Here is a 25,287-nt window from a genome sequence, read left to right on the forward strand (position 1 = left end):
CGGAGGCATCCACCCCTTGCCTCCGGCGCAACACAGGCCAATCATGCTTACATGCTGACCATCCTGCTCCTAGCCGCCGGACGTTCCTCGCGCATGCGTGGCGCGGACAAGCTGTTGCAGGACGTCAACGGAACACCGCAGATAGCAACCATGGCCAAACGGGCGCAGGCCACCGGTTGTCCCGTCGCGGTCTGCCTGCCACCCGAACCCGGTGAACGGCACGCCGCTCTGTCGGGCCTTCCGGTCTTGCGGGTGCCTGTCGATGACGCCGATCTCGGCATGGCTCATTCCATACGCGCCGGGATCGCTGCCCTGCCCGCTGACTGCACCGCCGCGCTGATCCTGCCCGCGGATATGCCTGAGATCACCAGAGACGACCTCATGACCATGATCGAAGCCCATAACGCTGCGCCCACCGCGCTGCTGCAAGCCACCAGCGCCGACGGCATCCCCGGTCATCCGGTGATCTTTCCCGAAAACTGTTTTGGCGCGCTGAAGCGGATCAGCGGCGACACCGGCGCCAGACCCGTGCTGCGCCGCTTTCAGGGAGAGACACAGATGATCCCCCTGCCCGGCACCCACGCCCTGACTGATCTCGACACCCCCGAAGACTGGGCCGCGTGGCGCGCGCGGCCCTAGGGTTTGCCAAACAGGGCCATCCCCGCCCAATAGCCGGGCCGTGCATGTTTGCCTCCCGCTTCGATCATGCCCCGCTGCGCGGCGCGCAAGGCCGCCGCATTGCCTTCTCCTTCCATCTTGGAACTGTAGAAAGACTCGGCAAGCGTGCGTGTCGCGGCATCATCCACCTGCCACAGCGTCGCAATCACCGCCGGCGCCCCGGCATGCGCAAAGGCATGGGCAATCGTCCTGTATTCGAGTCCATCGGTCCCCAACCCACTTTCACATGCGGACAGGAACACGAGTTCCGCTTCCTGCATGGGAAGGGTCATGATCTGGGGAATGCTCATCCGCGTGTTGTCGGCCAGAAGAAGATAACTGTCCTTGGGCGAGCGATGATCCAGCTTACCATGCATCGCCAAATGCACGAACCGCGCATCCCCGGCATAGTCGAGCAATTCTTCGTAGGTTGCCTCCTCTCCAATCCTGAGTTCGACAATGTCTTCGCTCAGGATCTCGGCAATCTGTTCGGCCTCTTCGCGCGCGTGGGGAAGGCTTCCGTCAGGGTCACCAAACACCACATGTGAGAACGCCGCCGACGGCACCGCGTCTATCATCATGTCGACCGCGTAAAGGCTGGGCGCGGTGGCTAGATCGAAATGCGAAACCGCATATTGTGGCCCCTGCTCCGTGATCTCGCGCACCAGCGCGGCAAAGGGCAAATAGGCCAGCGCTCCGTTGGGCGAAACCACCAGCGTCGTTCCGTCTGGAACGTCATGCTCGATTGGACGCAACAGCGCTTCGTAAAGCCAGTGCAGCCCCGCCTCGAGCGCAGCGGCACCGGTCTCAACTGTCGCAACCGCCGCCGCCGTGTCTTCCAGAGATTCTGCAGCGCGCGGTGCGTCCTCGGTGCTGGCGGCCTTGCCGACCTTGGTGCCAAAGCCACGCAACTGCCCCCGCGCCTGCGCCGCCATCGCCCCAACGACGCTTTTGACCTGTGCCTCCAGGTCGCGCTTGGAGAGGGTCACGGTCTTGAGAACGGCCCCCTGCGCCCCCACAAGGTTGATGTAAAGGGCTTCGTCCGTGGGCAGGTATTGCGCCACCATCACGTCATCAGGCAAACGCTGACCAAGCGCGCGCAGGTCCAGAGGATTGAGCTGCAACATGTTGAACAATGCCGGCTGGTCCCTTTCCAGACGTGCCAGTATTGCAATGTCGCGCTGGCGCGCCTTGAGTAGCTTTTTCTCGATCTTGCTCGCCTGCGGCGCGCCCGAAGCCTGCGCCTGGGTCAGCTGTTCCTCCAAGGCCACGATCTGTTTGCGTGACTTTCGGAACGCCGTGGCAACCTTGCCTGCCTCACTGTCCTCGGGAAGCGCGTCCAGCAGGATATCGTTGACCTTCTGCATCTGGTCCTGCTCCAAAGCAGAAAAGGCATAATCCCCCCGCTGCTCCGAAATCAGGAAAGACTCGGCCCCAGCGCCCTCCGGGTCATAGATCGTGAGCCCGAAATCCGTCCCAACATAGACCCGGCCTCGCGGATCGGTCTCGATCGCATGCACCGTGCGCGCACCGTAATTGGCCAGGTCAGCGCGCGGCAAAATCCAGTTCAGGCGATCCGCGTGGAACCAGGTCCCCGCCTTGTAGGCCACCACGCCACCTGCCGAACCAAACAACCAAAGGTCCTTGCCCAATCGCGCCCCCTCAGTGCCCAGATACAACGCGGGCTGCACGTCCTTCAAAGCAAGATAGGAACTGTCCTCGATCCGGTCGTACTCATCCAACGCCCCCTTGCGCAACCGGGCGAACCCGCTCGCGGTGCCCGCAATCGAGAGATCATTATCAATTCGCGTCAAACTGCGCATGAACCAGCTGCCCAGAACATCCACATCGGCCTTCACGAACTGATCACCCCGAAGCTCGAACAGTCCCCCGATCATGTTGCGGTTGCGATAGGTACGATGCCCCTCGTTCGACGCCACCAAGAGAATGCGTCCATCCGCATGTTCGTGAATCGCGTACAACATGTCTGATCGCACCGGATAATCAGGGTCATTCAGGAACATCGAAAATTCCCGTATGTCCTCACCCTCGCGCCACCGGAAGACGCTCGCTCCCGCCACGGCCCAGATCGTGCCGTCGCTTGCCGCCAGTATGTCCTGGATTTCGGCATATCGCGGACCATCCGGCCCGGTCTGCTCTGCCGAGAACAATTCTCTTGGGCTAAGGGAACCGCGATCGAACCGCAATACTGTCAGGTCATCATGCGTGATCAGCGAACCATCCGGGGCCAGTTCCAGAATGCGGGCATTCACGCCGGAAAAATACTCTGCCTCCGCGCTGTCATCGGCATGATCCACCACGTCGATCCCGTGTTCCAGCGCGACGTACGTCACCCCAAGCTCAGGATCGCTGAGCAGGTCGTGCACCCGCGAAGCCGTTGCATAAGTGGCCTGCCCGCGCACGATCCCGGCGACCCCTTGCGACGTGATCATGTAAAGCCGACCATCACGTTCATGGGCTTTCTCGATGCCCACGGGTCGATCTGCTCCGGGCTGGGAAAAACTCTCGAACACCCCGTCGCCCATGACGGCCCCGCCCCGATCCGTCAGAACCGCCAACGCTGTTTCGTGTTCATCAAGCGCCACCCTTGTAAGGCCAAAGGGAGCATCGCTGGCTTCGATGGTTTCCTGCCCCTCAACAATGCGGGTTTCAAGCAACTCCGTCGCGGAATTGTCCCAGGGCGCCTCCAGCAAGGTATCGCCACGAAGAACAAAAAGCCGCTCCGACCATTTGTCCCCCAAGACGTCACGGACATGAAAGTTGGTCAATGTGCGGCGGGTGTCGTCTGACTGCCACCACATCCCGTCGCGCCCCATTGCCAACCAACCGCCGTCATGCGCACGCAGCCGCTCAACCGGTGTGGACTCGACCATGGCATGCTCAAGCGTCTCGATATCCACCTCAGCCAAACCGGTATTGGTGCCCACAGCGACCGCTCTTGCATTGATCGCGAGCGCGTCAACACTCCCGGCGGGGAACCCATCTTCACCGCTTCGCCAAAGCCTTGGCGGCGCATCATAGTCGCCCTCCAGCATGAAGAGACCGGACCGTCCCCCAAGCCAAAGCCGACCCTTTTCGTCCTCCACGACCGCCGACAGGTTGGACGATCCGCTCAACTCGGACACATCCGCCGAGGCCGAGAACCTATTGGCTTGCGCGTCATGGCCGAACCACTCCCAGAACCCGCGCCGCAGCACGGCAAAACCCTTGTCACTCACCACGACAACGTCGCCATTGCGCCGCACGAGAATGTCGCGCAGCCGCACGCCCCGTTCGCTCAGAACTCGAGGGAACACCTCGTCCGTGCGGTGCATCCGCCAGAAGCCGGGATTTGTCAGGTGGGTCTTCCTGAGCCAGCCGACGTCGGACAACACACGCAAGCCCCCCTGATCCATCTCGGCCCGCAACCGGGCCAGCGCCCCGATGGTTTCGGGATCCTGCGGCGACAATGTCCCGACCCAATCGCGCATTTCTCCCCAGACCTGCCAGATATCGCGCGGCACACCTCCGGGCCGCGTCCGGATCATCAGCCCGCGCCACAGGCGTACCGCTTCGATGACCTGACGTTGTGCCGTCGGCAGGTCATCCGCAGAGATGTTTCCTTCGGCAGCCATGTAGGAAAAGCCAAAGAACACCTCGCTCAGGGTGCGTTCTGCCTCGCCCATGTGATCCGGGTGATCGGCCACCTTCTCCAGCAAGGCGCGCGCCAGCGCAAGATCGGCGTCGACTCTCTCCGAGAATGCCAAATCAGGCGCATTCCACACGTCAGACTGTGCCGCGCGCAACGCATCCAGTTGCGGATCATCGGCACTCAACCCGGAAAAATCGCCCAGCTGCACTTCGCGCAGGGTGCGAGCTTGGGTGCTCAATTGACCAAAGGCCGCGTTGATCCTGCTCGACAAGCCAAACCCGCTCTCCGATCCATCATCCATCACAGCATTGACGCTGGCGATCTCGCCGCTGTCATCATAAGTGATGTCCAAATGCCCCATCCCGACCACGGTGATCTTCGTGGGTTTCCCAAGTTGCCCATATTCCATCGTAAACTCGCTGCCATCGGCCACCCGCATCGAGGTGATCAACCGCTCCAGTCCCTCTTCGCCAAGAGGCGCATAGCCAAGCTCGATCGCTGCATTTCGCCCGATCTGCATGGCCTGCAAATAGCCATCTTCGGTATAGCGAACTTCGCCGGTAACTGCGCCCAGACGAAACCCAAGCAGCCGCCCCGTGACCGGATGATACCGACGTTCCCATTCCAACCCGTCCGGACGGATCTGAACCACTGTCATCGTCTCGAAATCAAGCGATTTGACGGTCAGCTGTTCGTTACCGGTGTCGGCACGCGCCCGTTCGAACCAGTTTACATAGCGCAGCGAGTTCGAAACCCGCGTCCCGCGGTTGTAGCGGGTATCAAAAAAGCGCTTATGCGCACCTAGTGCCCCATAGGCGTTCTCGGTTTCCTCATCGACATCCACGTCCGGATCCCATCGCTTGGCTCGGTCCAACAGGCTAAGCGCGACGACAGGCGATCCGCCGTACTTGTTATGTCGAAGTGCCATCTCCTTGAGCCGTTTGGATGATCGCGGCTGGCGATTGAGGTACCGATGAAAATAGATCAAAGCCTGCGCGTCGTTGCCAAGGTGCTCCGCAGGCGCCGCGGTAAACAGATGGGCATAGGAGTCACGGTCATCAGGGTGCGTGTCGATCCTGCGCAACGCGGCAAAGGTAAGTTCCGGAGATGCTCCGGCACGGCTCAGCAGATAGTAGCGGTACTTCCAGTACTCATCAAGCCCTATCCCCAGGTCACGCGCGCGGTCTAGGTCGGCGCTCGCCGGCCCAATCAGGGAAAGATCGTGGGCATGGTTGTTGAGCAATGCGTCGTCGATTTGGCTGCCGCGCTCAGCGTAAACAAGGGAAACCTCGGAATCCGGCGCACCAGCTGATTGCAACCGCTCGATTTCGCGCCGTAGACGGTCCTGAGTTGCCCGCCAGTTGGACGGGTCAGCCTTTTCCATCGCTCGCGCGAGTTCCACGACCGCAAACCCGCTTCTCGGATTTTTCTTAATCGCCAGCTCCCACGCCTCAAGCGCCGGAACACCCGACTTGATCAACTGCTGCCATCCGCTTTTTTTGTACGGGTAGCGGCCAAGGAATTGCGCAAGCAGATCACGCGCCGCCGAATCCCCAAGTGTCGCACGCGCATAGTCCCCCATTCGGTCGATCCGCCAGTTCGAAGCCGGATCCTGCATGACAATGCGCTGCATCTCGGCAAGCGCCTCATCGGCGCGCCCATACTTGTTGAGCGCCCAGGCCGCATTGCCCTGCAACCAGGAGGCCTCGGGCAACTCCTGCTTGAAGATCTGGTGAACCTCGGCAAGGTCTTCCTCGCGCTCAAGGTCAAGCAAAGCTTCGTGCCAATAATTCAGTACGCCGTCATTGGGCAACCCGCCTGCCGCACGATACCGCGCGACCGCATCCAAAACTTCCCGAGGCCGACCCGCCGCGTCCAGCGCGCGCATGAATTGATTGGCGGCCTCATAATGGGTCGGTGTCTTCTCCAGCACCGGCGCCAATGTCACCACCGCCTCGTTGGGGAAACCCTCCTGACGCAAAGCCTTGCCAAACAACACGCGAAGCAGATCATCCTGAGGCTCTGTTTCAAGCGCCTTGATGGCGACTTCGCGCAACAGCCCATATTCCCCGGCATGGGTGTAAATCCGCAATAGAACACGCGCCGTCCGCCCCAACACCGCTCCCTCGGGTTCAACACTGGTCGCCCAATCGCGTGTTTCCCTCACAACCTCATCAAACCTGCGCTGGGCGGCCAGAACCCGGCCGACCCGCTCTTGCGCATCACGGAACGGATAGACCGCCTCTTCTCTCCGGAACGACCCAAGCGCAGCATCGAGGTATTTCAAAGTTTCCTGTTGATAACCAAGGCGGCGCAGTGCGTTGGGGTCCTGTGACGCCTGTTCCAGCCAGTATTCGGACAAGGCCAGCCGATCCGCTGCCGTGTCATCCGGTCGCGACAGCATCCACAGGATCAGTCTACCGGCCGGTGTTTCTTTCAGTTCGGGTCGCCCATCAAGCCATGCCATCGTGCCTAGGGGGTCACCTGGCGCATAATCGCCCACAAGATACGCCGCGCCAAAATCGTTTGGGAAAAATTCCACCAAACGCCGCCCGATATCCCGGCACAAAGATAGGAAATCCGTCGAACAGGCGGCATAGGCCACCTCGTAATCCAACCAGTAATCCGGTGAGGGACGCGCCAGAATGTCGTCGGCCAACCCCACGAGCAGACCGTCGCGGTCCGCCTGTTCATAGGCAAACGCACGCGACGCCAACCCAAGGGTTTCCGAAAGGTCCATCGGGATTTCAGGCAAGGTATCGGGGGTCAGACTGCCCAGCTTCCACTGCGCCCAGCTCCACACATGCGGGGCATAGGGATGCGGCGTATCCGAACGCATGTCCGCTTCTGTCGCCGAGATCAGCCCGCGAAACTGCCCTGCGTTCTTGAGCGCAATCCACTGGCCGATGCGTGCGTCCGCCGCGTCGGCGTTGGCCCCGACAAACGCGCCTTGCAACTCCCTGACATTCGGCGCGGTATAGACCCCATCCGCTGACACCGCCCCCGTGGGATCAGGTTCCGATGCCGCGACTGTCCCTTGTGTTGTCAGAACAAATACCGACAACGCCGCCCAGATTGTCTTTTTCATTGCAAGTTCCAATCGTTCCAGTCTTCCGGTGCGCACATGCGCGCGCTTATTCCCCCAAACGGGCCTCCATCACGTCCAGAACACCCAGCCAGAAATCCATCCGGTCACCCGGAGCCTTGTCAAAGCGCCGACGCGCCTCCTTCAAAGCATCCCCACCATAGGTCCGGATCAGATCACCCGCCGTGCGGATCTGTTCTACCGGGCACCCATCAGGGCGCACCTCCCAGACATTGCCCCCCTCACCACTTTCCCGTTCCGCCACACCACAGCGTTCGCGCGGGGCCCAGCCAAGCCGCACCACGCCAAGAATGTCTCCCAGCAACTGAGGGGCGTCACCGAAATAGGAATGCCCGAGGGAATCTGCCTCGATCTGCGAGGCATCAACCGTGTCCAACCCGGCAAGACGCACCACATCTCCATTGGCATCGCCAAGCCGATACCCCCCGTTCACCCGGCGCGACACCTGCAACGCCAGGTCGTGCCGCGAGGCATAAAGCGTCACGCCATCCGCCTTGTCCCGGATACCGCCGAACCGCGCCTGAAACTCGGCCCGGTCAACATCGGGTGCAGCAAGGATCAACTGTCCGATGCGCCTATCAGGGTTGCGCAACAGGAAGGTTTCCAACGCCTCGAGCGTATAGCGGTTGCCCATGGAATGCGCGATGATGTGCAGCTTCCCATTCCCACGTGTGGCCATTTCAAGGAAAGCTTCCATCGCCGGGCGCGATGGCACGACATTGTTGGAGTCGCTCAGATACCCGTAAAGCGACGACTTCGAGGGCCAGCTGTAATACATCGCCTGCCCCGGAAATTCGAGATCGAACGCAAGCTGCGCCGCTCTGAGCGCTCCGTCATGGAACGAAACATTATACCCGTGTACGAACAGGAGTCGGTCCTGTTCACCACAGCACCCTTCTGCAAAGGCATCACGGGTCAGTTCCTGCAATCCGGCCAGAACCACATGTTTGTCCGGATCGAGGTGATCTGTAAAAAACCACCCTTCCGGGCGTTCGATCAACCCGGCCAGATGCCCTGGCGGGATCGTCACCGTTAAGGTTCCAACGCGCAATGCGCCAAGCTCGGTACCGTAAAACTGCGCGGGATCCTTTGATCCGGTCGCAACCCGGTTGGTGCCATACCAGACTTCGACAGCCGTCGGATCGCCCTCGGCCCGGACCGTTCCCGGCGCTGGAGGCTCGGTCGGGATTGCATCGCGCAACTGGGCGATCAGCGGCAGAAGGTCTGGTTGCAGCTTTTCCGCCCGCGGTTCCAGCGCGTCAAGCCGCGCCAGCAGGGCCGGGTTTTCCGCACCAAGTCGCGCTTCAGCCGTGTCATAGGCTGCCAGCGCATGCTGAAGCGCCTCTTCTTCCAGCCCCAGAAGATCGAACGCCGCTACCAGAAGATCCAGCACCTCGGTCAACCTCGGGTCAGTCCGTTCCAATTGCACGACCAGAGGTTCCAGATAGGCACGTGCCCGCGCCCCGTCACCCGCGTTCAAGGCTGCACGGCCAAAAACCAACCTCAGGTCGGGATCCTCGGCTTCTGCCAATATTTTGTCCGCAATCTCAAAGGCAGCCTGCGGATCGCTTTTCCGCGTTTCTTCAAATTCTGCAAACGCCTCAAGCAGAGCCACTTGCGGCACTTTCGATACGTCCTGAGCCGCCGCTATACTGGCGCTGACAACACCAAGGATCAGCGCAAAGGCCTTAACACGCTGCATCAAGGAATCCCCCCAAGTCCGGTTCCCGTTCAATGCCATTTTCATGGAAAACACCTGTTCAAAACGACCCGGATCCGGGCCACTGCGCGTCCTCCTGAAGCGACGCTAACACGCAGCCCCGCGTTGGCAAAACAGTTTATCTTGTCCCATCAAAGGTTTGTGGTTAGCGTTCTGGCATCGGGACGGAATATGGGGACACTCGGAAAATGCGCCTAATCATGCTGGTGCTGGCTGTGCTGCTGCCTGTGGGCGCCGCGCTGGCCGCAGAAACGACACCCGAAGTCTCCACCGACGACTTCTTCGGCAACACGCTCGCGGTTTTTGACCTTCTGACAACCGCCTCCGCCCGCGCCGCGCTTCAGCTGGCAGGTTTGGTCGATGATTTCGGGCGGTTCCCCTCAGAAGTCGCCCTGTTCTTCGAACGGCTCGATGCCAGCGGCTTTTCGACCCTCGGCCTGTTGTGGCGCGCCGCGTTCTACCTCGGACTTGGTGTCTTCGCAGAGTTGCTGTTTCGCACCATCCTCAACCGCATCAGTTTTTCCCGCAATCGCGACGGCAGTATCCGCCTTGGCCATCGCCTCGGCTGGTTGGGCGCCAATCTCGTAGGACTCTTGATCTTTGCCGTGTTGGGCGGCTGGCCGCTCCTGATGAGCACGCAATCCGACCCCGTCGCTCAAACCGTCGTCGTAACCTATCTCACGGCCATCCTCGGCGTGCGGCTCTTCACAATCGGCACGCGACAGGTTCTTGCCCCCTTCAAGCCCGAGATGCGCCTTGTCATGTTATCGGATGCCGATGCCCGCCGCCTCTACTGGCACGCGCTTCTGATCGCCGCGTGGGCGATCTTCTTTGTCGTAACCGCAACGCTGTTCCAATCCGGCGGCATGGAGCGCAACGCGATCCTGATCTTCGTTCTGATCACACGAACCCTCGTTGCGTTGGCGGTCATCCTTGCGTGCTTTGCAAATCGCCGCGCCATTGCAGGTTTCTTCCGAAAGGGGGCCGATGGGCGTGATCGGGGGCGGGGATGGTCGTCCTTTGCCGGTATCTGGCACCTTCTGGTAAGCTTTTACGTGGTGGTCTCATGGTTCGCTGCTTCAATCCTCCTGCTGCTGGGCCGGATGGAAGCAAACCGCCTTGCGGTGCTCAGCTTCTTTGCCCTCATGGCGCTGACCGCCGCATGCCTTGCGCTTGATGACTGGGCCGCGCGCGTGGATTCCCGCGCACCCGAACGCGAAAAACATCCAGACATGCCAAGCTTTGCCCAGTTCTTTGCCCGCCTTGGTCGGGCAAGCGCCACGGTGATCACACTTCTGGTGTTGCTGCGCCTCTGGAGCGGACCGTGGTCCGGATTTGTAACCGGGCGCGCCGGGACGATCGTGCCGGCCCTCACGCAACTCTGCGTCACCCTGTTCATCGCCTACGTGCTCTGGCAACTCGTTGCCATCGGTTCCGAACGCATGCTTCAACGCAGTGCTTCGCAATCCGGGGAAACCGACGCAGTACGACAGACACGTGTCGCTACGCTGCTCCCGCTGATCCGAAATATCACCCTTGTCGCTATCGCCATTATCGCAGGCATGATTGGCCTTTCGGCCATCGGTGTCGATGTGCTTCCCCTCTTTGCCGGGGCCGGTGTGCTGGGTCTCGCCATCGGCATGGGCAGCCAGACCCTCGTGCGCGACGTGATTTCAGGGGTGTTCTTCCTGCTGGATGATGCGTTCCGCGTCGGGGATTTCGTCGATACAGGTGTGGCCATCGGCACCATCGAACGCGCAGGCATTCGAAGCCTCGGCATCCGCCACACCGAGGGTGCGCTTCACACGGTACCGTTTGGCGAAATCAAGACGATCTCGAACCACTCTCGCGACTGGGCCATTTTCAAGATGGATTTCCGCGTGCCTTTCGAAACGGACACGGACAGCCTGCGTAAGAAATTCAAGGTGCTGGGCCAGCAGCTCAGCGAAGACCCGGTGCACGGTCATCTCTTCGTGGAACCACTCAAATCGGCGGGTGTCGTACGCATGGACGAAAGCGCAATGATCGTCCGCGCCAAATTCAAATGCCGCCCCGGGGAACAGTTCCAGCTTCGCCGGGTGGTCTACGAGGCGGTCCGCCGCATGTTCCGTGAAGAAGGCATCGACGTCGCCGTGCGCGAAGTCCGGGTGCGCGCCACCAATGCCATAGAAAGCAACAGTACAAACGCGGGTGCAAGCGCCGAGGTTCTTGCCGAAGCGATCCAGGCTCAGACAAACCCCAGCGACGCACCCTGAGCCATCAAGCTGCCCCTGCCCACCCCCGCCAAACGGGTGCGACTCCCATTTTTTTCTGGCTGAAATCACCTGCCTGTGCAAAGATCACCAAAAAAAATAGCGGCTAAAAAGTACAGGTTATGTCAGGCACTCCCTCCCTGTTTCTGGGACAAAAATATTGCGACACGCTGGGGCTTCAGTTCGAGTCCACCTTCCACTACCAGTTCGTTCTTTCCCCGTCTGAACGCGCCCTGCCCGGCTTTGGCCGGCGACCCTTTGCAGATGGCACCCTCTACCTGTGCCCCGACCTTCCCCTGTGCGAAATCACCTCGATCGAAGGCACGCCGCTGGGACTGGTTCTTGGTCATGCAGTCGATGCCGAAGGTACGCTGCTTGCGGCCCGCCACCGCCTTGACCTTTCCGAACATGACGACGCCCTTGGTGACAAGGTCCAGGACTGGGTGCGTTGGCTGAGCGGTCGCTATGTCGTGCTGCTCGATCTTCCCGGCGCCAATCCGATACGACGGGCCTATCACGACCCCGTCGGCTCTTATGGTGTCGTTTACGACCCCGAAACCCGGACACTGGCCTCAAGCCTGCTCCTCTGTCTTGACCGCGACATCGATCCAAGCCCAAATTACCGTCTGCATGACGACATCTTGGCCGATGAACCGCTTGCGGCCCTTCTGCCCTCATTCGACCCAAACCTACCCCCCGGCGGCTTCGGTTTCGGCGAAACCTGCGATGCGCGCGTGCGCCGTCTTCTCGCCAACCGCTATGTCGATCTCACTGATTTCACCGAGCACCGTTTCTGGCCCGGTGACGAAGATTTCGCCCCGATGGACATGCGCGAAGCCGCAGAAATCGTGACGCACCGCATGCGGCAGCTCATGGCGGCCTTCTGCACCAACCTGTCGGGCTTTTTCGCGATTTCCGGCGGGCGTGATTCCCGCATGTTGCTGGCAGCCTGCCCGGACCTGTCCGACTCTGGTGTCCAGCTCTACTGCTACGCCAACAACTACATAACCACGCTTGATCTGCGCGTGGCCGAGGAACTGGCCGCGCTTGTCGGCCAGCCGATCCTCGCACAGGTTCCCGACGACGGGTTCCGGGGAAGCTTCCTGCCCCGCAAACGCCGCGCCATACCACTGCGCCACCGTTTTGCGGTCGCCTCGGGGCTGATGCACATGGGTGACGACTGGTGGCAACGCGGTTTCGCCCGCAAACTTGATCCCGGCGGCGTCTGGCTGCGTGGCAACTTTCTCGAGATTGCCACCGCCCGCTGGTGGCCCCGCCGGGCGGAAACCTATGAAGAACAATTGGAATTCACGCTGGAACGCATCCGCATCGGTCTGGGTGACGACGCGGATCGCGCCCGAAAAATGGTGCAGCTCAAAGAGTGGGCGGCCAGCTTTGAATATGATTTCGAACGCCACTTCCACGATTTCACCTACATGGATCTGACCACGGCCCCGCCACAGGCCAATTTCCATGGCTACAACCGGCAATTCTATGTCGCGCCGGGAAGCGACCGCCTTATTTTCAAGACGTCGATGCGGGTGGATGGCAAACAACGGATGCGCACCAAGTTCTACAACGAGATCATGGAACAGCTTGATCCGAAGATGCACGCGGTCCCACTGGCCCGTCCGGCAGCCTATCAATCGCGTCAACGCGGCGTGAGCGCGACCGAGTATCTCGAAGAAAAAATCACGGCCTACCGCGCGGCTCAAAGCGCCTGACGCAATCGCGGCGCCCCGGCGCAAGCAGGCTTCTGTCCATGAAAGTCCATGGCACTGATGCTGTTTTGTCTGGATAAGAGGCATGACCCGAAGGTCATTGGTACCCAAGGCCGGACTCGAACCGGCACGCCCGCAAAGGCGGGGGATTTTGAATCCCCTGCGTCTACCATTCCGCCACTTGGGCCTCTTTGTCCCTGATCTACCCAAGCTCTGCGGCAACGTCCAGCCCAAATGACACCCGCGTGACATACCGATTATTTGCTTGCACTTCGCGCCCAGTTCCCTAGGCAAGAGCAACAGGCAGGAAATCGGAAACCCAATGCTGCAAGGGCTTTACAACTGGACCATGCGTCTCGCGGATCATCCCCGCGCGATATGGGCGCTGGCGATTGTTTCCTTCGTCGAAAGCTCCTTCTTCCCGATTCCACCGGATGTTCTGATGATCCCGATGATTCTCGCCCGCCCCTCGCGCGCGTGGCTGATTGCGCTGGTTGCGCTGGTCTCGTCGGTGCTCGGTGGTCTCTTGGGCTATGCCATCGGCGCTCTGGCCTTTGAACAGATCGGCCAGCCGATCCTGGCGTCACTGGGCAAGGCCGACGCCATGGTCGAATTCAACACCCGCTTCAACGATTTCGGCTTCTGGGCCGTACTTGGCGCTGGGGTGACCCCTTTTCCGTTCAAGGTCATCACGATCATGTCGGGCTGGACATCCATGCCCCTTGGCACCTTCATCGCCACCTCGATCCTCGCCCGAGGCATTCGCTTCTTCCTTGTGGCGGCTCTGCTCTGGAAATTTGGCGCGCCGGTGCGTGACTTTATCGAAAACCGCCTTGGCCTCGTCGCCACCGTCTTTCTTTTGCTGCTGTTCGGCGGCTTCCTGCTCGTGAGGTATCTCTGATGACTCTCTCCCGTCGCAACCTGATCCTTTTGCTGACCGCTTTCTCGATCTCGATGATTCTCGGCGCATGGGTATTCCAATACGTCTTTGGCTACCCGCCATGTAAACTCTGTTATTATCAGCGCTATCCGCATTGGGCCGCCGCCGGGTTCGGTCTACTGGCACTGGGCATCAGCGGCAGCATCTTCCCCTATCTCGCCGCGCTCTCTGCGGCGATCACGGGCATCATCGGCGTCTTTCACAGCGGCGTGGAGCGCAAACTTTGGGAAGGCCCCTCCACCTGCACCTCGTCAAGCATCGACGGCCTGTCCGCAGATGAACTCTTCGACCAGATCATGAGCGCCCCCATGGTGCGTTGCGATGAAATCCCGTGGGAGATGCTGGGCGTCACAATGGCTAATCTCAACGCGATCTTCTCGTTGGGTGCCGCAGTTCTGTGGATCATCGTCGCCCGGATGACGACCCGTTAACCGGACTTGCGTGTCGACAACAACAGGCTTGTCTCGCTGTTGGCCACGCCATCAAGCCGACGCACCTGCCCCAATACGCCGTCCAACTCTTCCAGCGTTTCGGTGCCCACTTCCAGGATCAGGTCCCAACGCCCGTTCGTTGCGTGAATGGCGCGCACCGCCGTCATGCCCGACAGCTGGCGCACGATCCGGTCCGTACCGCGCCCCTCGATTCCCAGCATCATCAACCCGCGCACCGGATCACGCTTGGTATCGTCCTGAAGGACCACCGTAAATCCGACGATATCCCCCCGCTGACGGAGCCGTTCAATCCGCCCCCGCACGGTGGTACGCGAAACGCCCAACAGAATCGCCAGATCGGAAAGCGACGCGCGCGCATCATGCCTGAGCGCCGAGATCAGTTTGCGATCCACATCATCCATATCGGCAAGGTTCCCATTCGTTTCGGACGATTTACCACCTCTTTGACCAAAATATCCAGTCCAAATACGCGCATTTCGGAAGCATCTATAGGGAAACGAAACACGCGACAGGTAATTCTTCCATGACTCCGACAACCTGCCTTCTGATTGGCGCCCCGGTCGATTCCGGCAAACGTCGTCGCGGCTGCCTGATGGGCCCGGATGCCTACCGCACCGCCGGGCTCGCCGAGAGCCTGAGCGACCTCGGCCATGCGGTCGTGGATCTGGGCAACTGTGCGCCTGCGCCCCATGATCAGGATCACCCCAACAGCCCGGCCTATGCGCTCAATGAAACCATCGGCTGGACAGCCGCGCTCAGCGATGCCGCCGAAACCGCCATGACGCGCGGCTTTCCCCTGTTCCTTGGAGGCGATCACAGCCTGTCTGCCGGTTCGGTGCGCGGGGTCGCCAACCATGCCGCGCGTGAGGGCCGCCCCCTGTTCGTCCTGTGGCTGGATGCCCATACAGATTTTCACACCCCCAAGAGCTCGGCCTCCGGGAACCTGCACGGCACTCCGGTGGCCTATTTCGCAGGCCGCGACGGGTTTGACGGTTTTCCTACGGTCGAAAACCCGGTGCCCGAAGAAAATATCTGCATGATCGGCCTGCGTTCGGTGGATGCCGCCGAACACGAGGCCCTCGCAGCCACCCGCATCCATTGCCACGACATGCGCGAAATCGACGAACACGGCATTGCGAAACCTCTCAATGCCTTTCTCGCCAAGGTCGCGGCAGCCAACGGCCTGCTGCATGTCTCGCTCGATGTCGATTTCCTCGACCCGTCCGTGGCACCCGCTGTCGGGACAACCGTTCCGGGCGGCGCCACCGTGCGCGAAGCCCATCTTGTCATGGAACTCCTGCATGACAGTGGCCTCCTTACGTCGATGGACCTCGTCGAACTCAACCCTTTCCTCGATGAAAGGGGCCGCACCGCCAAGCTCATGGTCGATCTCGCCGCCTCTGCACTGGGGCGCCGTGTCTTCGACCGCACCACTCGCAGCTTCTCCTGATCAACAGAAACGAAAACCATGACCCAACCTTCCGCCAAAGCCCTTGTGCCCTTCGTCAGCGTCGACAACATGATGCGCCTCGTACATCACATCGGCATAGACCAGATGCTGCAGGATCTTGTCGCCTATATCGAGGAAGATTTCCGCCGCTGGGAATTGTTCGACAAAACCCCGCGAGTCGCGTCCCATTCCGATGTCGGCGTGATCGAACTCATGCCCACCTCCGATGGCGAGGCCTATGGTTTCAAATATGTGAACGGCCACCCCAAGAACACTGCGGAAGGGCTGCAAACCGTGACGGCCTTCGGCCTTCTGGCCGATGTTTACACCGGCTACCCGGTTCTGCTCACCGAAATGACCCTCTTGACCGCCCTGCGCACCGCCGCCATGTCCGCTCTTGCCGCCAAGTACCTCGCCCCCAAAGGGGCCGACACAATGGCGATGATCGGCAACGGTGCCCAGTCGGAATTCCAGTCTCTCGCCATGCAAGCCATTCTCGGGCTCAAATCCGTGCGTCTCTATGACAAAGATCCCGCCGCGACCCAAAAGGCCGCCCGCAACCTCGCAGATAGCGGCCTTGACGTGGTGATCTGCAGCAGCCCCGAGGAGGCCATCCAGGGCGCCCAGATCATCACCACCTGCACCGCCGACAAGCAGAATGCCAAGATTTTGACCGACAACATGGTCGGGGCCGGTGTGCATATCAACGCGATCGGCGGAGACTGCCCGGGCAAAACCGAGCTCGCCCCCGGCATCCTGAGCCGTGCAGACACGTTCGTGGAATACCCTGAACAGACCCGCATAGAGGGCGAAATTCAGCAGATGCCCGCCGATTTCCCAGTCACGGAACTCTGGCAGGTCATCACCGGCAGCGCACAGGGCCGCCGCGACCCCGCCCAGATCACCCTGTTTGACAGCGTCGGCTTCGCGATCGAGGATTTTTCGGCCTTGCGCTATATCCGCGACAAGGTCCGCGACACCCCCTATCACATCGATCTCGACATGCTTGCCGACCCGGATGATCCGCGCGATCTCTTCGGAATGTTGCAGCGCGCCAAGGCCTGAGGCCCGGCGTCACGCCCCCTTGTCTTTCTTTTTCAAAAAGTACCCCGGGGGGTCGCAGCTCTGCTGCGACGGGGCAGCGCCCCCGAAACCCGCGCGTCAGCGCAAACCCTGTGTGCCCGCACTGCGGGCGCACGATTGAATTACGCCTGCAATTCCGCGTCCCAGTAGAGAAAATCCATCCAGCTTTCATGCAGGAAATTCGGCGGGAACTTACGGCCAAGGTTCCGCAACTCTTCCGCACCGGGCTGTCGGGGCGGTTTTCTCAGATGCATTCCGGCCCGATGCAGGCTTTTGGAGCCTTTTTTCAGGTTGCAAGGCGAACAGGCCGCAACGACATTCTGCCAGCTCGTCACCCCGCCCGCCGCACGCGGCACCACGTGATCAAAGGTCAGATCCCCCCGGCTGCCGCAATACTGGCAACGGAATTCATCCCTCAAAAATAAATTAAAGCGCGTGAAGGCCACGCGCTTTTGAGGTTTCACATAGTCTTTCAGGACAACCACGCTCGGTATCCGTATCACCGTCGAGGGGCTGCGGACCACCTCGTCATATTCGGCAACGATATCCACCCGATCCATATAGGCCGCCTTGATCGCATCCTGCCAAGGCCAGAGCGACAGCGGATAGTAAGAAAGCGGTCGGTAATCCGCATTCAGGACCAGCGCAGGATGCTGGCGCAGCCCTGAAGGGTGCCTCGTGAATTCCGTCCTGAAATCGCCGTCCATGATGAGTCGCTCTCCGCCCGGTCTGCCCGTCTTCCGGTACCGAAGCAGGAGCCCCGCCCCAGCACTTTACTCCACTATATCTCGTGGCCTGCATCTGGCAAGCCTCACGATCTATGGCGGACATCACAATAGCTAAAGCGGTTTCGTAACAGACGCATGACGGATCATCATGCGCGGCAAGCGCTTACAAATGCAACTTGTCGCGCATGAAGGCCAAGGCCACGCTCAATCCATCCGGCGCAATCCCGTGTGCCGTACCCTTCATGATATGAGCATAGACATCCGTGAATCCGGCCTTCTGCAACGCCTCGGCGGCCTCGGGCAGCGACTGCACCGGTACAACATCGTCCATGTCGCCATGCACAAGCAGGATCGGCGGCTTTGTCCGGGCCTCGTCCTCCAGCAACTCAGGTGACATCAAACGACCTGAAAACGCCACGATTCCCGCCAACGCGTCTTCGCGGCGCGGCCCGACATGCAAGCTCATCATCGTGCCCTGACTGAAGCCGAACAGAACCACCTGTTCCGGCAACAGGTCCTCATCCACCATCACCGCGTCCAGAAAGGCGTTGAGATCGTCAACCGCCGCCCGCATGCCCCGTTCGCTTTCCTCTTCCGAAGACCCGTCGATCCATGGGATCGGGAACCACTGACGGCCAAACGGCATCCCCGGAATTTCTTCGGGCGCATCAGGGGAGAGGAACAAGGTATCGGGCAGATGCTCTCCCAAAGGATCGGCCAGACCCAAAAGATCGGCCCCATTGGCCCCATAGCCGTGCAAAAAGATCACTGCTGATCTTGTGGTGCCGGATTTCGGCTCTTTGCGGCCTGTCTGCAAAACGCGAGTCATCGTATCCCTTCCCTGTCCTTGACCACCCGGTAGTACGCCCACAAAAGCCGCGCCGCAACCGATCGCCACGGGGTCCACTCTGCGGCCATGGCGCGCAGCGCCCGTTCACTCGGCCGGGCCTCAAGCTCAAACAACAGTTTCGCGGCCTCCTGTAGCGCCAGATCGCCCGGCGCAAACACATCTGCACGCCCCAGCGAAAACATCGCATAAACCTCAGCCGTCCAAAGCCCGATCCCCGTCACATCCGTCAAAACCGACACCACCTCGGCATCCGGCACCTCGCGCAGCGCCGGGTAGTCAATCCGCGCCTCGGCCAGCGCCTTGGCATAGCGAATTTTCTGACGGCTGAGACCACAGGCCCGCAAATCCTCTTCACTGGCCCAAAGCACTTTGCGCGGCCCGGTCAAGCGCGCGGCCTCAAGCCGCCGCCAAATCGCCTGCGCCGAGGCAACGCTTACCTGCTGGCTGATAATCGCAGACAATAGCTGCTCGAACCCGTCCGAGCGCAGCCGCAACGGCAACGGCCCGATCTCATCCAAAGCGCGCGCAAAACGCGCGTCTTGCGCGGCCAGCCAGGCCGCCCCTTCCGCCACACAGGCATCCGTTTTGATGATCCGCCCAACACCCATTCACTGCTCCCTGTCGCGCCCGCCACCATAAGCCCGCCCGTGCGACATCGGCAACCTCTGGACCTTCATCGCTTAACAAGCTAACGCTTTGCCCATGAGCCACGATATTGACGACAGCAAAGCGCGCCGCACGGTGCTGATTCTGGTACTGGCCCAGGCATTTCTTGGCGCCCAGATGCCGATGATTTTCACCATAGGCGGGCTGGCCGGGCAATCGCTGGCGACCAATGCCTGTTTTGCCACGCTGCCGATTTCTCTGATCGTGGTTGGCTCGATGCTCGCGGCCACGCCGCTCTCGACCATCATGCAACGATATGGCCGTCGCGTCGGCTTTTTCGTCGGCACCGCCGGCGGTGCTCTGGGCGGCGCGATCGGCGCTTTCGGTCTCTACCAGAACTCCTTTACGATCTTCCTCGTTGGGTCCTTCTTGACCGGTATCTACATGAGCGCACAGGGCTTTTACCGCTTTGCTGCGGCCGACACCGCTTCCGACGACTATCGCCCCAAGGCCATTTCCTATGTCATGGCAGGCGGGCTGGCCTCGGCCATTATCGGCCCACAACTGGTCAAGGTGACGGCGGACAGCATGGTGATCCCCTTCATGGGCACCTACCTCGGCGTGATCCTGATCAACGTGATCGGCTCGGCGCTGTTCCTGTTCATCAACATCCCCAAACCCAAGGCCCCCGCCGCAGACGCACCTCAGGGCCGCACCCGCTGGCAACTCATCACCACGCCCCGCATCGCGGTGGCGGTAATCTGCGCCATGGTCTCTTATGCGTTGATGAACCTTGTTATGACCTCGACGCCCCTCGCCGTAGTCGGATGTGGTTTCGACCAGAACAATGCCGCCGACGTGGTCACGGCCCATGTGCTTGCCATGTTCGCACCATCCTTCTTTACCGGCCACCTGATCGCCCGCTTTGGCGTGGAAAAGATCGTCGCCTCCGGCCTGCTGATCCTCGCCGGTGCGGGCGCCGTCGCGCTTCAGGGCGTGAACCTCGAAAACTTCTTTGTCGCACTGATCCTTCTGGGTGTCGGCTGGAACTTCGGCTTCATTGGCGCCACGACCATGCTTGCAGGCGCGCATGAACCACACGAACGCGGCCGGATGCAGGGCATGAATGACCTGATCGTCTTTGGCGGTGTGACCGTGGCGTCCTTGGCGTCGGGTGGGTTGATGAACTGTTCCGGTGGCGATGCCGTTACCGGCTGGACAAGCGTCAACCTCGCCATGGCGCCTTTCCTGATGCTCGCTGGCGGGGCCCTGATCTGGCTGGTGCTCCGCCCTCAGGAAAACTGAACGCAACCAGCGCACTTTCTTTTTCCAAAAATACCCGGGGGGGAGTCGCCTTTGGCGACGGGGGGCACCGCCCCCCTTTTTACCAACGCCCGCTCAGAGCCCGCGCCATCAACCCGGCCTTGCGCGCAAATTCGCTCAGCCCGAGAGCGCCTTCTGCAACGCGCCCGGGTTCCTCGGCGGCCTGCTTCAGAAGTCCCTCGGCCTGCCACGCCGCCAGAAACGCCTGCCCCGCCTGAGAGCTCACGTCTCCTCGTCTTGCACGCGCACGTTTCAACCGCGACAATCCATCCTCAGCCAAAGCCGCCACGGCTTCCGGGCGACCATCCACCAACGGCACCCGTTTCTGGGATTCCAGCGCCGGGATTGCACGCAACCAATTGGCCAGCCCAAGCGCCACGCCGATATCGCGCGCCACATCCTCGGGGACCTCCCCAAGGGCGCGTGCTGCCACGAACATCAACCCGCCCGCCGTGGCGTCGAGATAGCGCGCGAAATGGGCCTCATCTTGAAACGGGTCGCGGTAGATATCCCAACGGCGGGCCTCCACCAGCGCCCCGAGCACCTCGGCCCCTGCCGCATCCAGCGACAGCGCCAACGGCGTGACCACCTCATGCCGACGCACCACGCCGCCCGTTGCAATCTCGTCAAGCGCATCGGCCCACCATTGAAGCCGCATTTCGGCAATCATGCTCTCCTGCGTCACCCACGGGGCACGCGCCACTTCAATGTTGAAAGCGTAGATCGGAAACAAAACGTCCCGCGCCGCGGGCCGCGCGGCCATCGCCGCCAGGAACCGGTCCGGATCGCCCCGTTCGACAAGACCGGCGCAAGCTACAAAATCGTCTGTCACTCCGTTACTCATTCTGGTTGAACCACGCAGATCAGGTATCCAAACGCGTCTCGATACGCACGCCACGTCGCAATCTCGGTCGCCGCCTCATCCAGCACCGCGACCAGCGCAGCATCCGCATCCGGCCGAAGCTCTGCAATCCGCGCCTCGATTGGTTGATAATAGGCCTCCCAGCCCGCATCACTCACCACGCGCGTTCCCAAGAGCGTGAAACCCGCAGCCGCAACCTGTGCTGCCAGCCCGTCCGCATTCGGCACCGGATATCCTTCGAACAGATCGACAACGGCCTCCGGTGGGGCGTCCTGAAACAGACACGGGGCCGAAAAGGCCACCGCACCGCCCGGTGCCAGACAAGACCGCCAGCCGCTAAGTGCCTCGGTGACACCAATGAAATAGATCGCCCCGGCGCACCAGATAAGATCAAACGGCCCCGACTGCGCCATCATATCTCCGGTCCGCGCAGTCACCCGCGCATCCCCGGCAAATCGGGCCCGCGCGGTTTTGGTAAACCCGGCATGGCTGTCCACGGTCAAAACCGATCCTTCCGGTGCGGCGGCCAGCAAAGCGTTCACATCGCCCCCCGGTCCCGCACCCGCATCCAGCATCGCTGCATTGCGCCCAACTCCCGCAAGCTGACAGGCCCAGGCCACATCTGCCTCCGTTCCCGGCCCCTCGCGCGGCAGGTCGAAATGCAGGGCAAAGAACGCCTCCATATCCATCAGACCGCCCGCACCGCCCCGTCATGCGTCAATTTCCAGTTCAACGCCTCAAGCAATGCCTCGAAGGATGCGTCCACGATATTGGCCGACACGCCCACCGTGGCCCATCGCCGCCCGGCATCATCCTCAAAGTCGATGATCACGCGCGTGACCGCCTCAGTCCCCCCATTGGTGATCCGCACCTTGAAATCCACAAGCCGCACATCGTCAATCAGGCTCTGATACGGCCCCAGGTCCTGCTTGAGCGCCTGCCACAGCGCGTTCACCGGGCCGTCGTCGCTCATCTCCTGCGCGTGTTCGTTCTTGAAGAACGAGGTCCGCTTCTCGCCACTGGGCAATTGCACGGTCACAACCGCCTCGGATTCCACCACGAGATGCCCCCGCGCATTGCGCCGCCGCTCGGAAATCACCCGATAGCGCTCCACCTCGAAGAACCGCTCCCGAAGCCCCAGTTCTTCGCGCGCCAAAAGCTCGAAGCTGGCCTGCGCCGTATCATAGGAATACCCATCAGCCTCGCGCGCCTTGATCACGTCCAGAATGCGTCCCAACGCCGGGTCGCCCTTTTCAACCGAAAGCCCCGCCTCGCTCAACCGGCGCCGCAGATTTGACTGGCCCGCCTGGTTCGACATCGGAATGATCCGGCTGTTGCCCACCACTTCCGGCGCAACATGCTCATAGGTCGTCGGGTCCTTCAGGATCGCACTGGCATGCAACCCGGCCTTGTGCGCAAAGGCGCTCGCACCCACATAGGGCGCCTGCTTGACCGGCACACGGTTCAGGATGTCGTCCAGCAACCGGCTCGCCTGCGTCAGCCCAGAAAGCTTCTCAACCGCGATCCCGGTCTCGAACCGGCTGGCATAAGGTTCCTTGAGCAACAGCGTCGGGATCAGCGTTGTCAGGTTGGCGTTGCCACAGCGTTCCCCCAACCCGTTCAGCGTCCCCTGCACCTGCCGTGCACCCGCGTCAATCGCTGCCAGTGACCCGGCCACGGCATTCTCGGTATCGTTGTGGGTGTGAATGCCCAGATGATCGCCGGGAATCCCCGCACCGATCACCGCCGCCGTGATCTCCCCGATCTCCGCCGGCAGCGTGCCACCATTGGTGTCGCACAACACAACCCAGCGCGCCCCCGCATCAAAGGCCGCCTTTACCGTCTCCAATGCATAGGCGGGATTGGCCTTGTAGCCGTCGAAAAAATGCTCCGCGTCAAACAGCGCCTCGCGCCCCTGGGCGACAAGATAGGCCAACGACCGCGATATATTTTCGGTGTTTGCCTCAAGCGTGATCCCCAGCGCGGTTTCAACGTGGAAATCATGCGTCTTGCCCACCAGACAAACCGCTTGTGTCCCGGCGTTCATCACGGCGGCAAGAACATCATCATTCTCGGCACTCATCCCGGCGCGTTTGGTCATGCCAAAGGCCGCAAATGTCGCCTTCAACTTGGGCCGGGCGTCAAAAAACTCGCTATCCGTCGGGTTCGCCCCGGGCCAGCCGCCCTCGATGTAATCGACCCCAAGCCCGTCCAACACAGCGGCGATCTGCATCTTTTCCGGCGTTGAAAACTGCACGCCTTGCGTCTGTTGCCCATCGCGCAACGTGGTGTCGTAGATATACAAACGCTCTTTCATCCCGTCACACCCGCTTCTTCATTTTGCCAAAAACACTCCGGGGGAGTCGCACTCCGTGTGACGGGGGCAGCGCCCCCTTGCGCGATTTTCACAACAGACCCTCCAGCTTGGCCGCGTCAAACCCGGCCGCAGGCAGCAACTCCACACCAGCCTTGCTCATCCGCACCTCGACTCCCGCCGCAGCCAACGCCGCCTTGAGCCGATCCACCTCCGAGAAATCCTTAGTTTCCATAGCCTTGACACGAATGTCGGAAAGGGTAGCTTCTAAGTCTTTCAGCAATAGTGGGACAGACATTGCTTCTACTGCTCCGCCAAAGACCCATGCACCCATGTTGGCATTGTCAGAAAGCAGACCAAGCAATCGGGCTGATGCCGCAAAATTAGCGACCTCCGCTTGATCGACGTCGATCCTTTGACGCGATTGAATCGATTTGGCCATTTCGTGCAAAACAGATATCGCACCCGACGTATTCAGATCATCCGCAATTGCGTCAACGACTCTTTGATCGGGCAGACCTGACTCGTCCGCGGGATTCGCCATTGAACGCCACTTGCGTAACGTCGCTTCGGCCTCCGCCGCCTTTTTCGCCGTCCAATCCATCGGCTTTCGATAATGCGTCGACAGGAACACGAACCGGATTACCTCGCCCGGCACCCCCTGATCCAGCAGATCCCGCACGGTAAAGAAGTTGCCCAAACTCTTGGACATCTTCTTGCCTTCGACCTGCAGCATCTCATTGTGCAGCCAATAGCGCGCGAATTCGCCCTCGGGATGGGCACAGCAGCTCTGCGCCACCTCGTTCTCATGATGCGGGAACATCAGGTCATTGCCGCCGCCGTGGATGTCGAACGACTCTCCCAGCAACTCATAAGACATCGCCGAGCACTCAATATGCCACCCCGGACGCCCCCGTCCCCACGGGCTGTCCCAGCCCGGCAGGTCCGCGCTCGACGGCTTCCAGAGCACGAAATCCATCGGGTCTTCCTTATAGGGCGCCACTTCGACCCGCGAGCCGGCGATCATGTCATCGACCGACCGCCCCGACAGCGCGCCGTACTTGGCGTATTTGCGCACACGGAAAAGCACATGACCGTCCCCCTCATAGGCATAACCATCCGCGATCAGCTTCTCGATCATCGCCACCATCTGGGGAATGTACTGGGTCGCACGTGGCATCGCGTTCGGCTCCAGCGCCCCAAGCGCGCCCATGTCATCCAGATACCACTGCGTCGTTTCCGCCGTGATCTCGCCAATCGCGCGCCCGCTTTCCTTGGCGCGGGCGTTGATCTTGTCATCCACGTCGGTGAAATTGCGCACATAGGTGACGTGTTTGGTCCCATAGACATGGCGCAACAACCGGTAGAGCACGTCAAACACCACCACGGGGCGCGCGTTGCCGATATGGGCCCGATCATAAACTGTCGGCCCACAGACATACATCCGCACATTCTGCGCATCAATCGGCTCGAAAACCTCTTTCCTGCGGGTTCTGTTATTGTGCAGTCTGATCGTCGTCATGTCTCGTCCTCACGCGCAGTTACGCTCGCGGCGGGCTTAACAACTTCAG

Annotated in this window: 18 protein-coding genes and 1 tRNA gene; 8 read left to right on the plus strand and 11 right to left on the minus strand. The window is 61.0% G+C overall.

Features of this window, described 5'->3' with window-relative positions:
* Positions 1-51 precede the first annotated feature (51 nt).
* Entirely contained in the window at positions 52-639 is a 588-nt protein-coding gene (locus tag BMZ35_RS13095; protein ID WP_093094306.1) for a nucleotidyltransferase family protein, read from the plus strand.
* Here BMZ35_RS13095 and BMZ35_RS13100 read toward each other — a convergent pair.
* Entirely contained in the window at positions 636-7,397 is a 6,762-nt protein-coding gene (locus BMZ35_RS13100) for a CHAT domain-containing protein (protein ID WP_093094307.1), read from the minus strand. The two genes, BMZ35_RS13095 and BMZ35_RS13100, sit on opposite strands and share 4 nt — an antisense overlap.
* 46 nt (positions 7,398-7,443) lie before the next feature.
* Positions 7,444-9,117 carry an alpha/beta hydrolase gene (locus BMZ35_RS13105; RefSeq protein WP_165610078.1) on the minus strand — a complete coding sequence of 558 codons (1,674 nt, stop codon included), beginning with the start codon at positions 9,115-9,117 and terminating at the stop codon, positions 7,444-7,446.
* Between the two features lie 206 nt (positions 9,118-9,323).
* On the opposite strand from BMZ35_RS13105, the gene BMZ35_RS13110 reads away from it, so the two are divergent.
* Positions 9,324-11,390, plus strand: coding sequence for a mechanosensitive ion channel family protein (locus BMZ35_RS13110; protein ID WP_093094309.1), 2,067 nt, complete (start codon positions 9,324-9,326; stop codon positions 11,388-11,390).
* Between the two features lie 119 nt (positions 11,391-11,509).
* Entirely contained in the window at positions 11,510-13,111 is a 1,602-nt protein-coding gene (locus BMZ35_RS13115) for a hypothetical protein (protein ID WP_093094310.1), read from the plus strand.
* A 98-nt stretch (positions 13,112-13,209) separates the two neighbouring features.
* Here BMZ35_RS13115 and BMZ35_RS13120 read toward each other — a convergent pair.
* Positions 13,210-13,295 (minus strand) — tRNA-Leu (locus tag BMZ35_RS13120).
* A 135-nt stretch (positions 13,296-13,430) separates the two neighbouring features.
* Between BMZ35_RS13120 and BMZ35_RS13125 the strand changes: the two genes are divergently transcribed.
* Positions 13,431-14,009 (plus strand): YqaA family protein, encoded by a 579-nt coding sequence (locus BMZ35_RS13125; protein WP_093094311.1) that lies wholly within the window; start codon positions 13,431-13,433, stop codon positions 14,007-14,009.
* Entirely contained in the window at positions 14,009-14,479 is a 471-nt protein-coding gene (locus BMZ35_RS13130) for a disulfide bond formation protein B (protein ID WP_093094312.1), read from the plus strand. Before BMZ35_RS13125 ends, BMZ35_RS13130 begins: the two co-directional genes overlap by 1 nt.
* On the opposite strand, the gene BMZ35_RS13135 is transcribed toward BMZ35_RS13130, so the two are convergent.
* The gene (locus BMZ35_RS13135) at positions 14,476-14,901 is read right to left on the minus strand and encodes an Lrp/AsnC family transcriptional regulator (RefSeq protein ID WP_093094313.1); all 426 of its coding nucleotides are present in this window, start codon (positions 14,899-14,901) and stop codon (positions 14,476-14,478) included. The two genes, BMZ35_RS13130 and BMZ35_RS13135, sit on opposite strands and share 4 nt — an antisense overlap.
* Positions 14,902-15,023: 122 nt before the next feature.
* Here BMZ35_RS13135 and rocF point away from each other — a divergent pair, with 122 nt between their 5' ends.
* Together rocF and BMZ35_RS13145 are read left to right on the plus strand one after the other, a co-directional pair.
* A complete protein-coding gene (gene rocF, locus BMZ35_RS13140; RefSeq protein ID WP_093094314.1) occupies positions 15,024-15,950 on the plus strand; it encodes an arginase in 927 nt (308 codons plus the stop codon).
* Between the two features lie 18 nt (positions 15,951-15,968).
* Complete coding sequence (locus BMZ35_RS13145; RefSeq protein WP_093094315.1) at positions 15,969-17,015, plus strand: ornithine cyclodeaminase; 1,047 nt, start codon at positions 15,969-15,971, stop codon at positions 17,013-17,015.
* Positions 17,016-17,155: 140 nt separating this feature from the next.
* On the opposite strand, the gene BMZ35_RS13150 is transcribed toward BMZ35_RS13145, so the two are convergent.
* From BMZ35_RS13150 to BMZ35_RS13160, 3 genes are all read right to left on the minus strand, one after another.
* Positions 17,156-17,740 (minus strand): HNH endonuclease, encoded by a 585-nt coding sequence (locus BMZ35_RS13150; RefSeq protein WP_093094316.1) that lies wholly within the window; start codon positions 17,738-17,740, stop codon positions 17,156-17,158.
* 184 nt (positions 17,741-17,924) lie between these two features.
* Positions 17,925-18,590: an alpha/beta hydrolase gene (locus BMZ35_RS13155; protein ID WP_093094317.1), complete on the minus strand. Its 666-nt coding sequence runs from the start codon at positions 18,588-18,590 to the stop codon at positions 17,925-17,927.
* Positions 18,587-19,219 carry a DNA-3-methyladenine glycosylase family protein gene (locus BMZ35_RS13160; protein ID WP_093094318.1) on the minus strand — a complete coding sequence of 211 codons (633 nt, stop codon included), beginning with the start codon at positions 19,217-19,219 and terminating at the stop codon, positions 18,587-18,589. Before BMZ35_RS13160 ends, BMZ35_RS13155 begins: the two co-directional genes overlap by 4 nt.
* A gap of 94 nt (positions 19,220-19,313) precedes the next feature.
* Here BMZ35_RS13160 and BMZ35_RS13165 point away from each other — a divergent pair, with 94 nt between their 5' ends.
* The gene (locus tag BMZ35_RS13165; RefSeq protein WP_093094319.1) at positions 19,314-20,522 is read left to right on the plus strand and encodes an MFS transporter; all 1,209 of its coding nucleotides are present in this window, start codon (positions 19,314-19,316) and stop codon (positions 20,520-20,522) included.
* A 79-nt stretch (positions 20,523-20,601) separates the two neighbouring features.
* On the opposite strand, the gene BMZ35_RS13170 is transcribed toward BMZ35_RS13165, so the two are convergent.
* From BMZ35_RS13170 to cysS, 4 genes are all read right to left on the minus strand, one after another.
* Positions 20,602-21,384 carry a squalene/phytoene synthase family protein gene (locus tag BMZ35_RS13170; protein WP_093094320.1) on the minus strand — a complete coding sequence of 261 codons (783 nt, stop codon included), beginning with the start codon at positions 21,382-21,384 and terminating at the stop codon, positions 20,602-20,604.
* Positions 21,381-22,091 carry a class I SAM-dependent methyltransferase gene (locus tag BMZ35_RS13175; protein ID WP_242654794.1) on the minus strand — a complete coding sequence of 237 codons (711 nt, stop codon included), beginning with the start codon at positions 22,089-22,091 and terminating at the stop codon, positions 21,381-21,383. Before BMZ35_RS13175 ends, BMZ35_RS13170 begins: the two co-directional genes overlap by 4 nt.
* On the minus strand, positions 22,091-23,719 hold the full coding sequence (gene cimA, locus BMZ35_RS13180; protein ID WP_093094321.1) for a citramalate synthase: 1,629 nt from the start codon (positions 23,717-23,719) through the stop codon (positions 22,091-22,093). Before cimA ends, BMZ35_RS13175 begins: the two co-directional genes overlap by 1 nt.
* 88 nt (positions 23,720-23,807) lie before the next feature.
* A complete protein-coding gene (gene cysS / locus BMZ35_RS13185; protein ID WP_093094322.1) occupies positions 23,808-25,238 on the minus strand; it encodes a cysteine--tRNA ligase in 1,431 nt (476 codons plus the stop codon).
* Positions 25,239-25,287 lie beyond the last annotated feature (49 nt).

Source organism: Shimia aestuarii (assembly GCF_900114635.1).
GTDB classification, from domain to species: domain Bacteria; phylum Pseudomonadota; class Alphaproteobacteria; order Rhodobacterales; family Rhodobacteraceae; genus Shimia; species Shimia aestuarii.

What these genes read in the sequence shown, in the direction of transcription:
- BMZ35_RS13095 (WP_093094306.1), top strand. Translation starts at nt 52, where the DNA reads ATGCTGACCATCCTGCTCCTAGCCGCCGGACGTTCCTCGCGCATGCGT.
- BMZ35_RS13100 (WP_093094307.1), bottom strand. Translation starts at nt 7,397, where the DNA reads ATGAAAAAGACAATCTGGGCGGCGTTGTCGGTATTTGTTCTGACAACA.
- BMZ35_RS13105 (WP_165610078.1), bottom strand. Translation starts at nt 9,117, where the DNA reads ATGCAGCGTGTTAAGGCCTTTGCGCTGATCCTTGGTGTTGTCAGCGCC.
- BMZ35_RS13110 (WP_093094309.1), top strand. Translation starts at nt 9,324, where the DNA reads ATGCGCCTAATCATGCTGGTGCTGGCTGTGCTGCTGCCTGTGGGCGCC.
- BMZ35_RS13115 (WP_093094310.1), top strand. Translation starts at nt 11,510, where the DNA reads ATGTCAGGCACTCCCTCCCTGTTTCTGGGACAAAAATATTGCGACACG.
- BMZ35_RS13125 (WP_093094311.1), top strand. Translation starts at nt 13,431, where the DNA reads ATGCTGCAAGGGCTTTACAACTGGACCATGCGTCTCGCGGATCATCCC.
- BMZ35_RS13130 (WP_093094312.1), top strand. Translation starts at nt 14,009, where the DNA reads ATGACTCTCTCCCGTCGCAACCTGATCCTTTTGCTGACCGCTTTCTCG.
- BMZ35_RS13135 (WP_093094313.1), bottom strand. Translation starts at nt 14,901, where the DNA reads ATGGATGATGTGGATCGCAAACTGATCTCGGCGCTCAGGCATGATGCG.
- rocF (WP_093094314.1), top strand. Translation starts at nt 15,024, where the DNA reads ATGACTCCGACAACCTGCCTTCTGATTGGCGCCCCGGTCGATTCCGGC.
- BMZ35_RS13145 (WP_093094315.1), top strand. Translation starts at nt 15,969, where the DNA reads ATGACCCAACCTTCCGCCAAAGCCCTTGTGCCCTTCGTCAGCGTCGAC.
- BMZ35_RS13150 (WP_093094316.1), bottom strand. Translation starts at nt 17,740, where the DNA reads ATGGACGGCGATTTCAGGACGGAATTCACGAGGCACCCTTCAGGGCTG.
- BMZ35_RS13155 (WP_093094317.1), bottom strand. Translation starts at nt 18,590, where the DNA reads ATGACTCGCGTTTTGCAGACAGGCCGCAAAGAGCCGAAATCCGGCACC.
- BMZ35_RS13160 (WP_093094318.1), bottom strand. Translation starts at nt 19,219, where the DNA reads ATGGGTGTTGGGCGGATCATCAAAACGGATGCCTGTGTGGCGGAAGGG.
- BMZ35_RS13165 (WP_093094319.1), top strand. Translation starts at nt 19,314, where the DNA reads ATGAGCCACGATATTGACGACAGCAAAGCGCGCCGCACGGTGCTGATT.
- BMZ35_RS13170 (WP_093094320.1), bottom strand. Translation starts at nt 21,384, where the DNA reads ATGAGTAACGGAGTGACAGACGATTTTGTAGCTTGCGCCGGTCTTGTC.
- BMZ35_RS13175 (WP_242654794.1), bottom strand. Translation starts at nt 22,091, where the DNA reads ATGGATATGGAGGCGTTCTTTGCCCTGCATTTCGACCTGCCGCGCGAG.
- cimA (WP_093094321.1), bottom strand. Translation starts at nt 23,719, where the DNA reads ATGAAAGAGCGTTTGTATATCTACGACACCACGTTGCGCGATGGGCAA.
- cysS (WP_093094322.1), bottom strand. Translation starts at nt 25,238, where the DNA reads ATGACGACGATCAGACTGCACAATAACAGAACCCGCAGGAAAGAGGTT.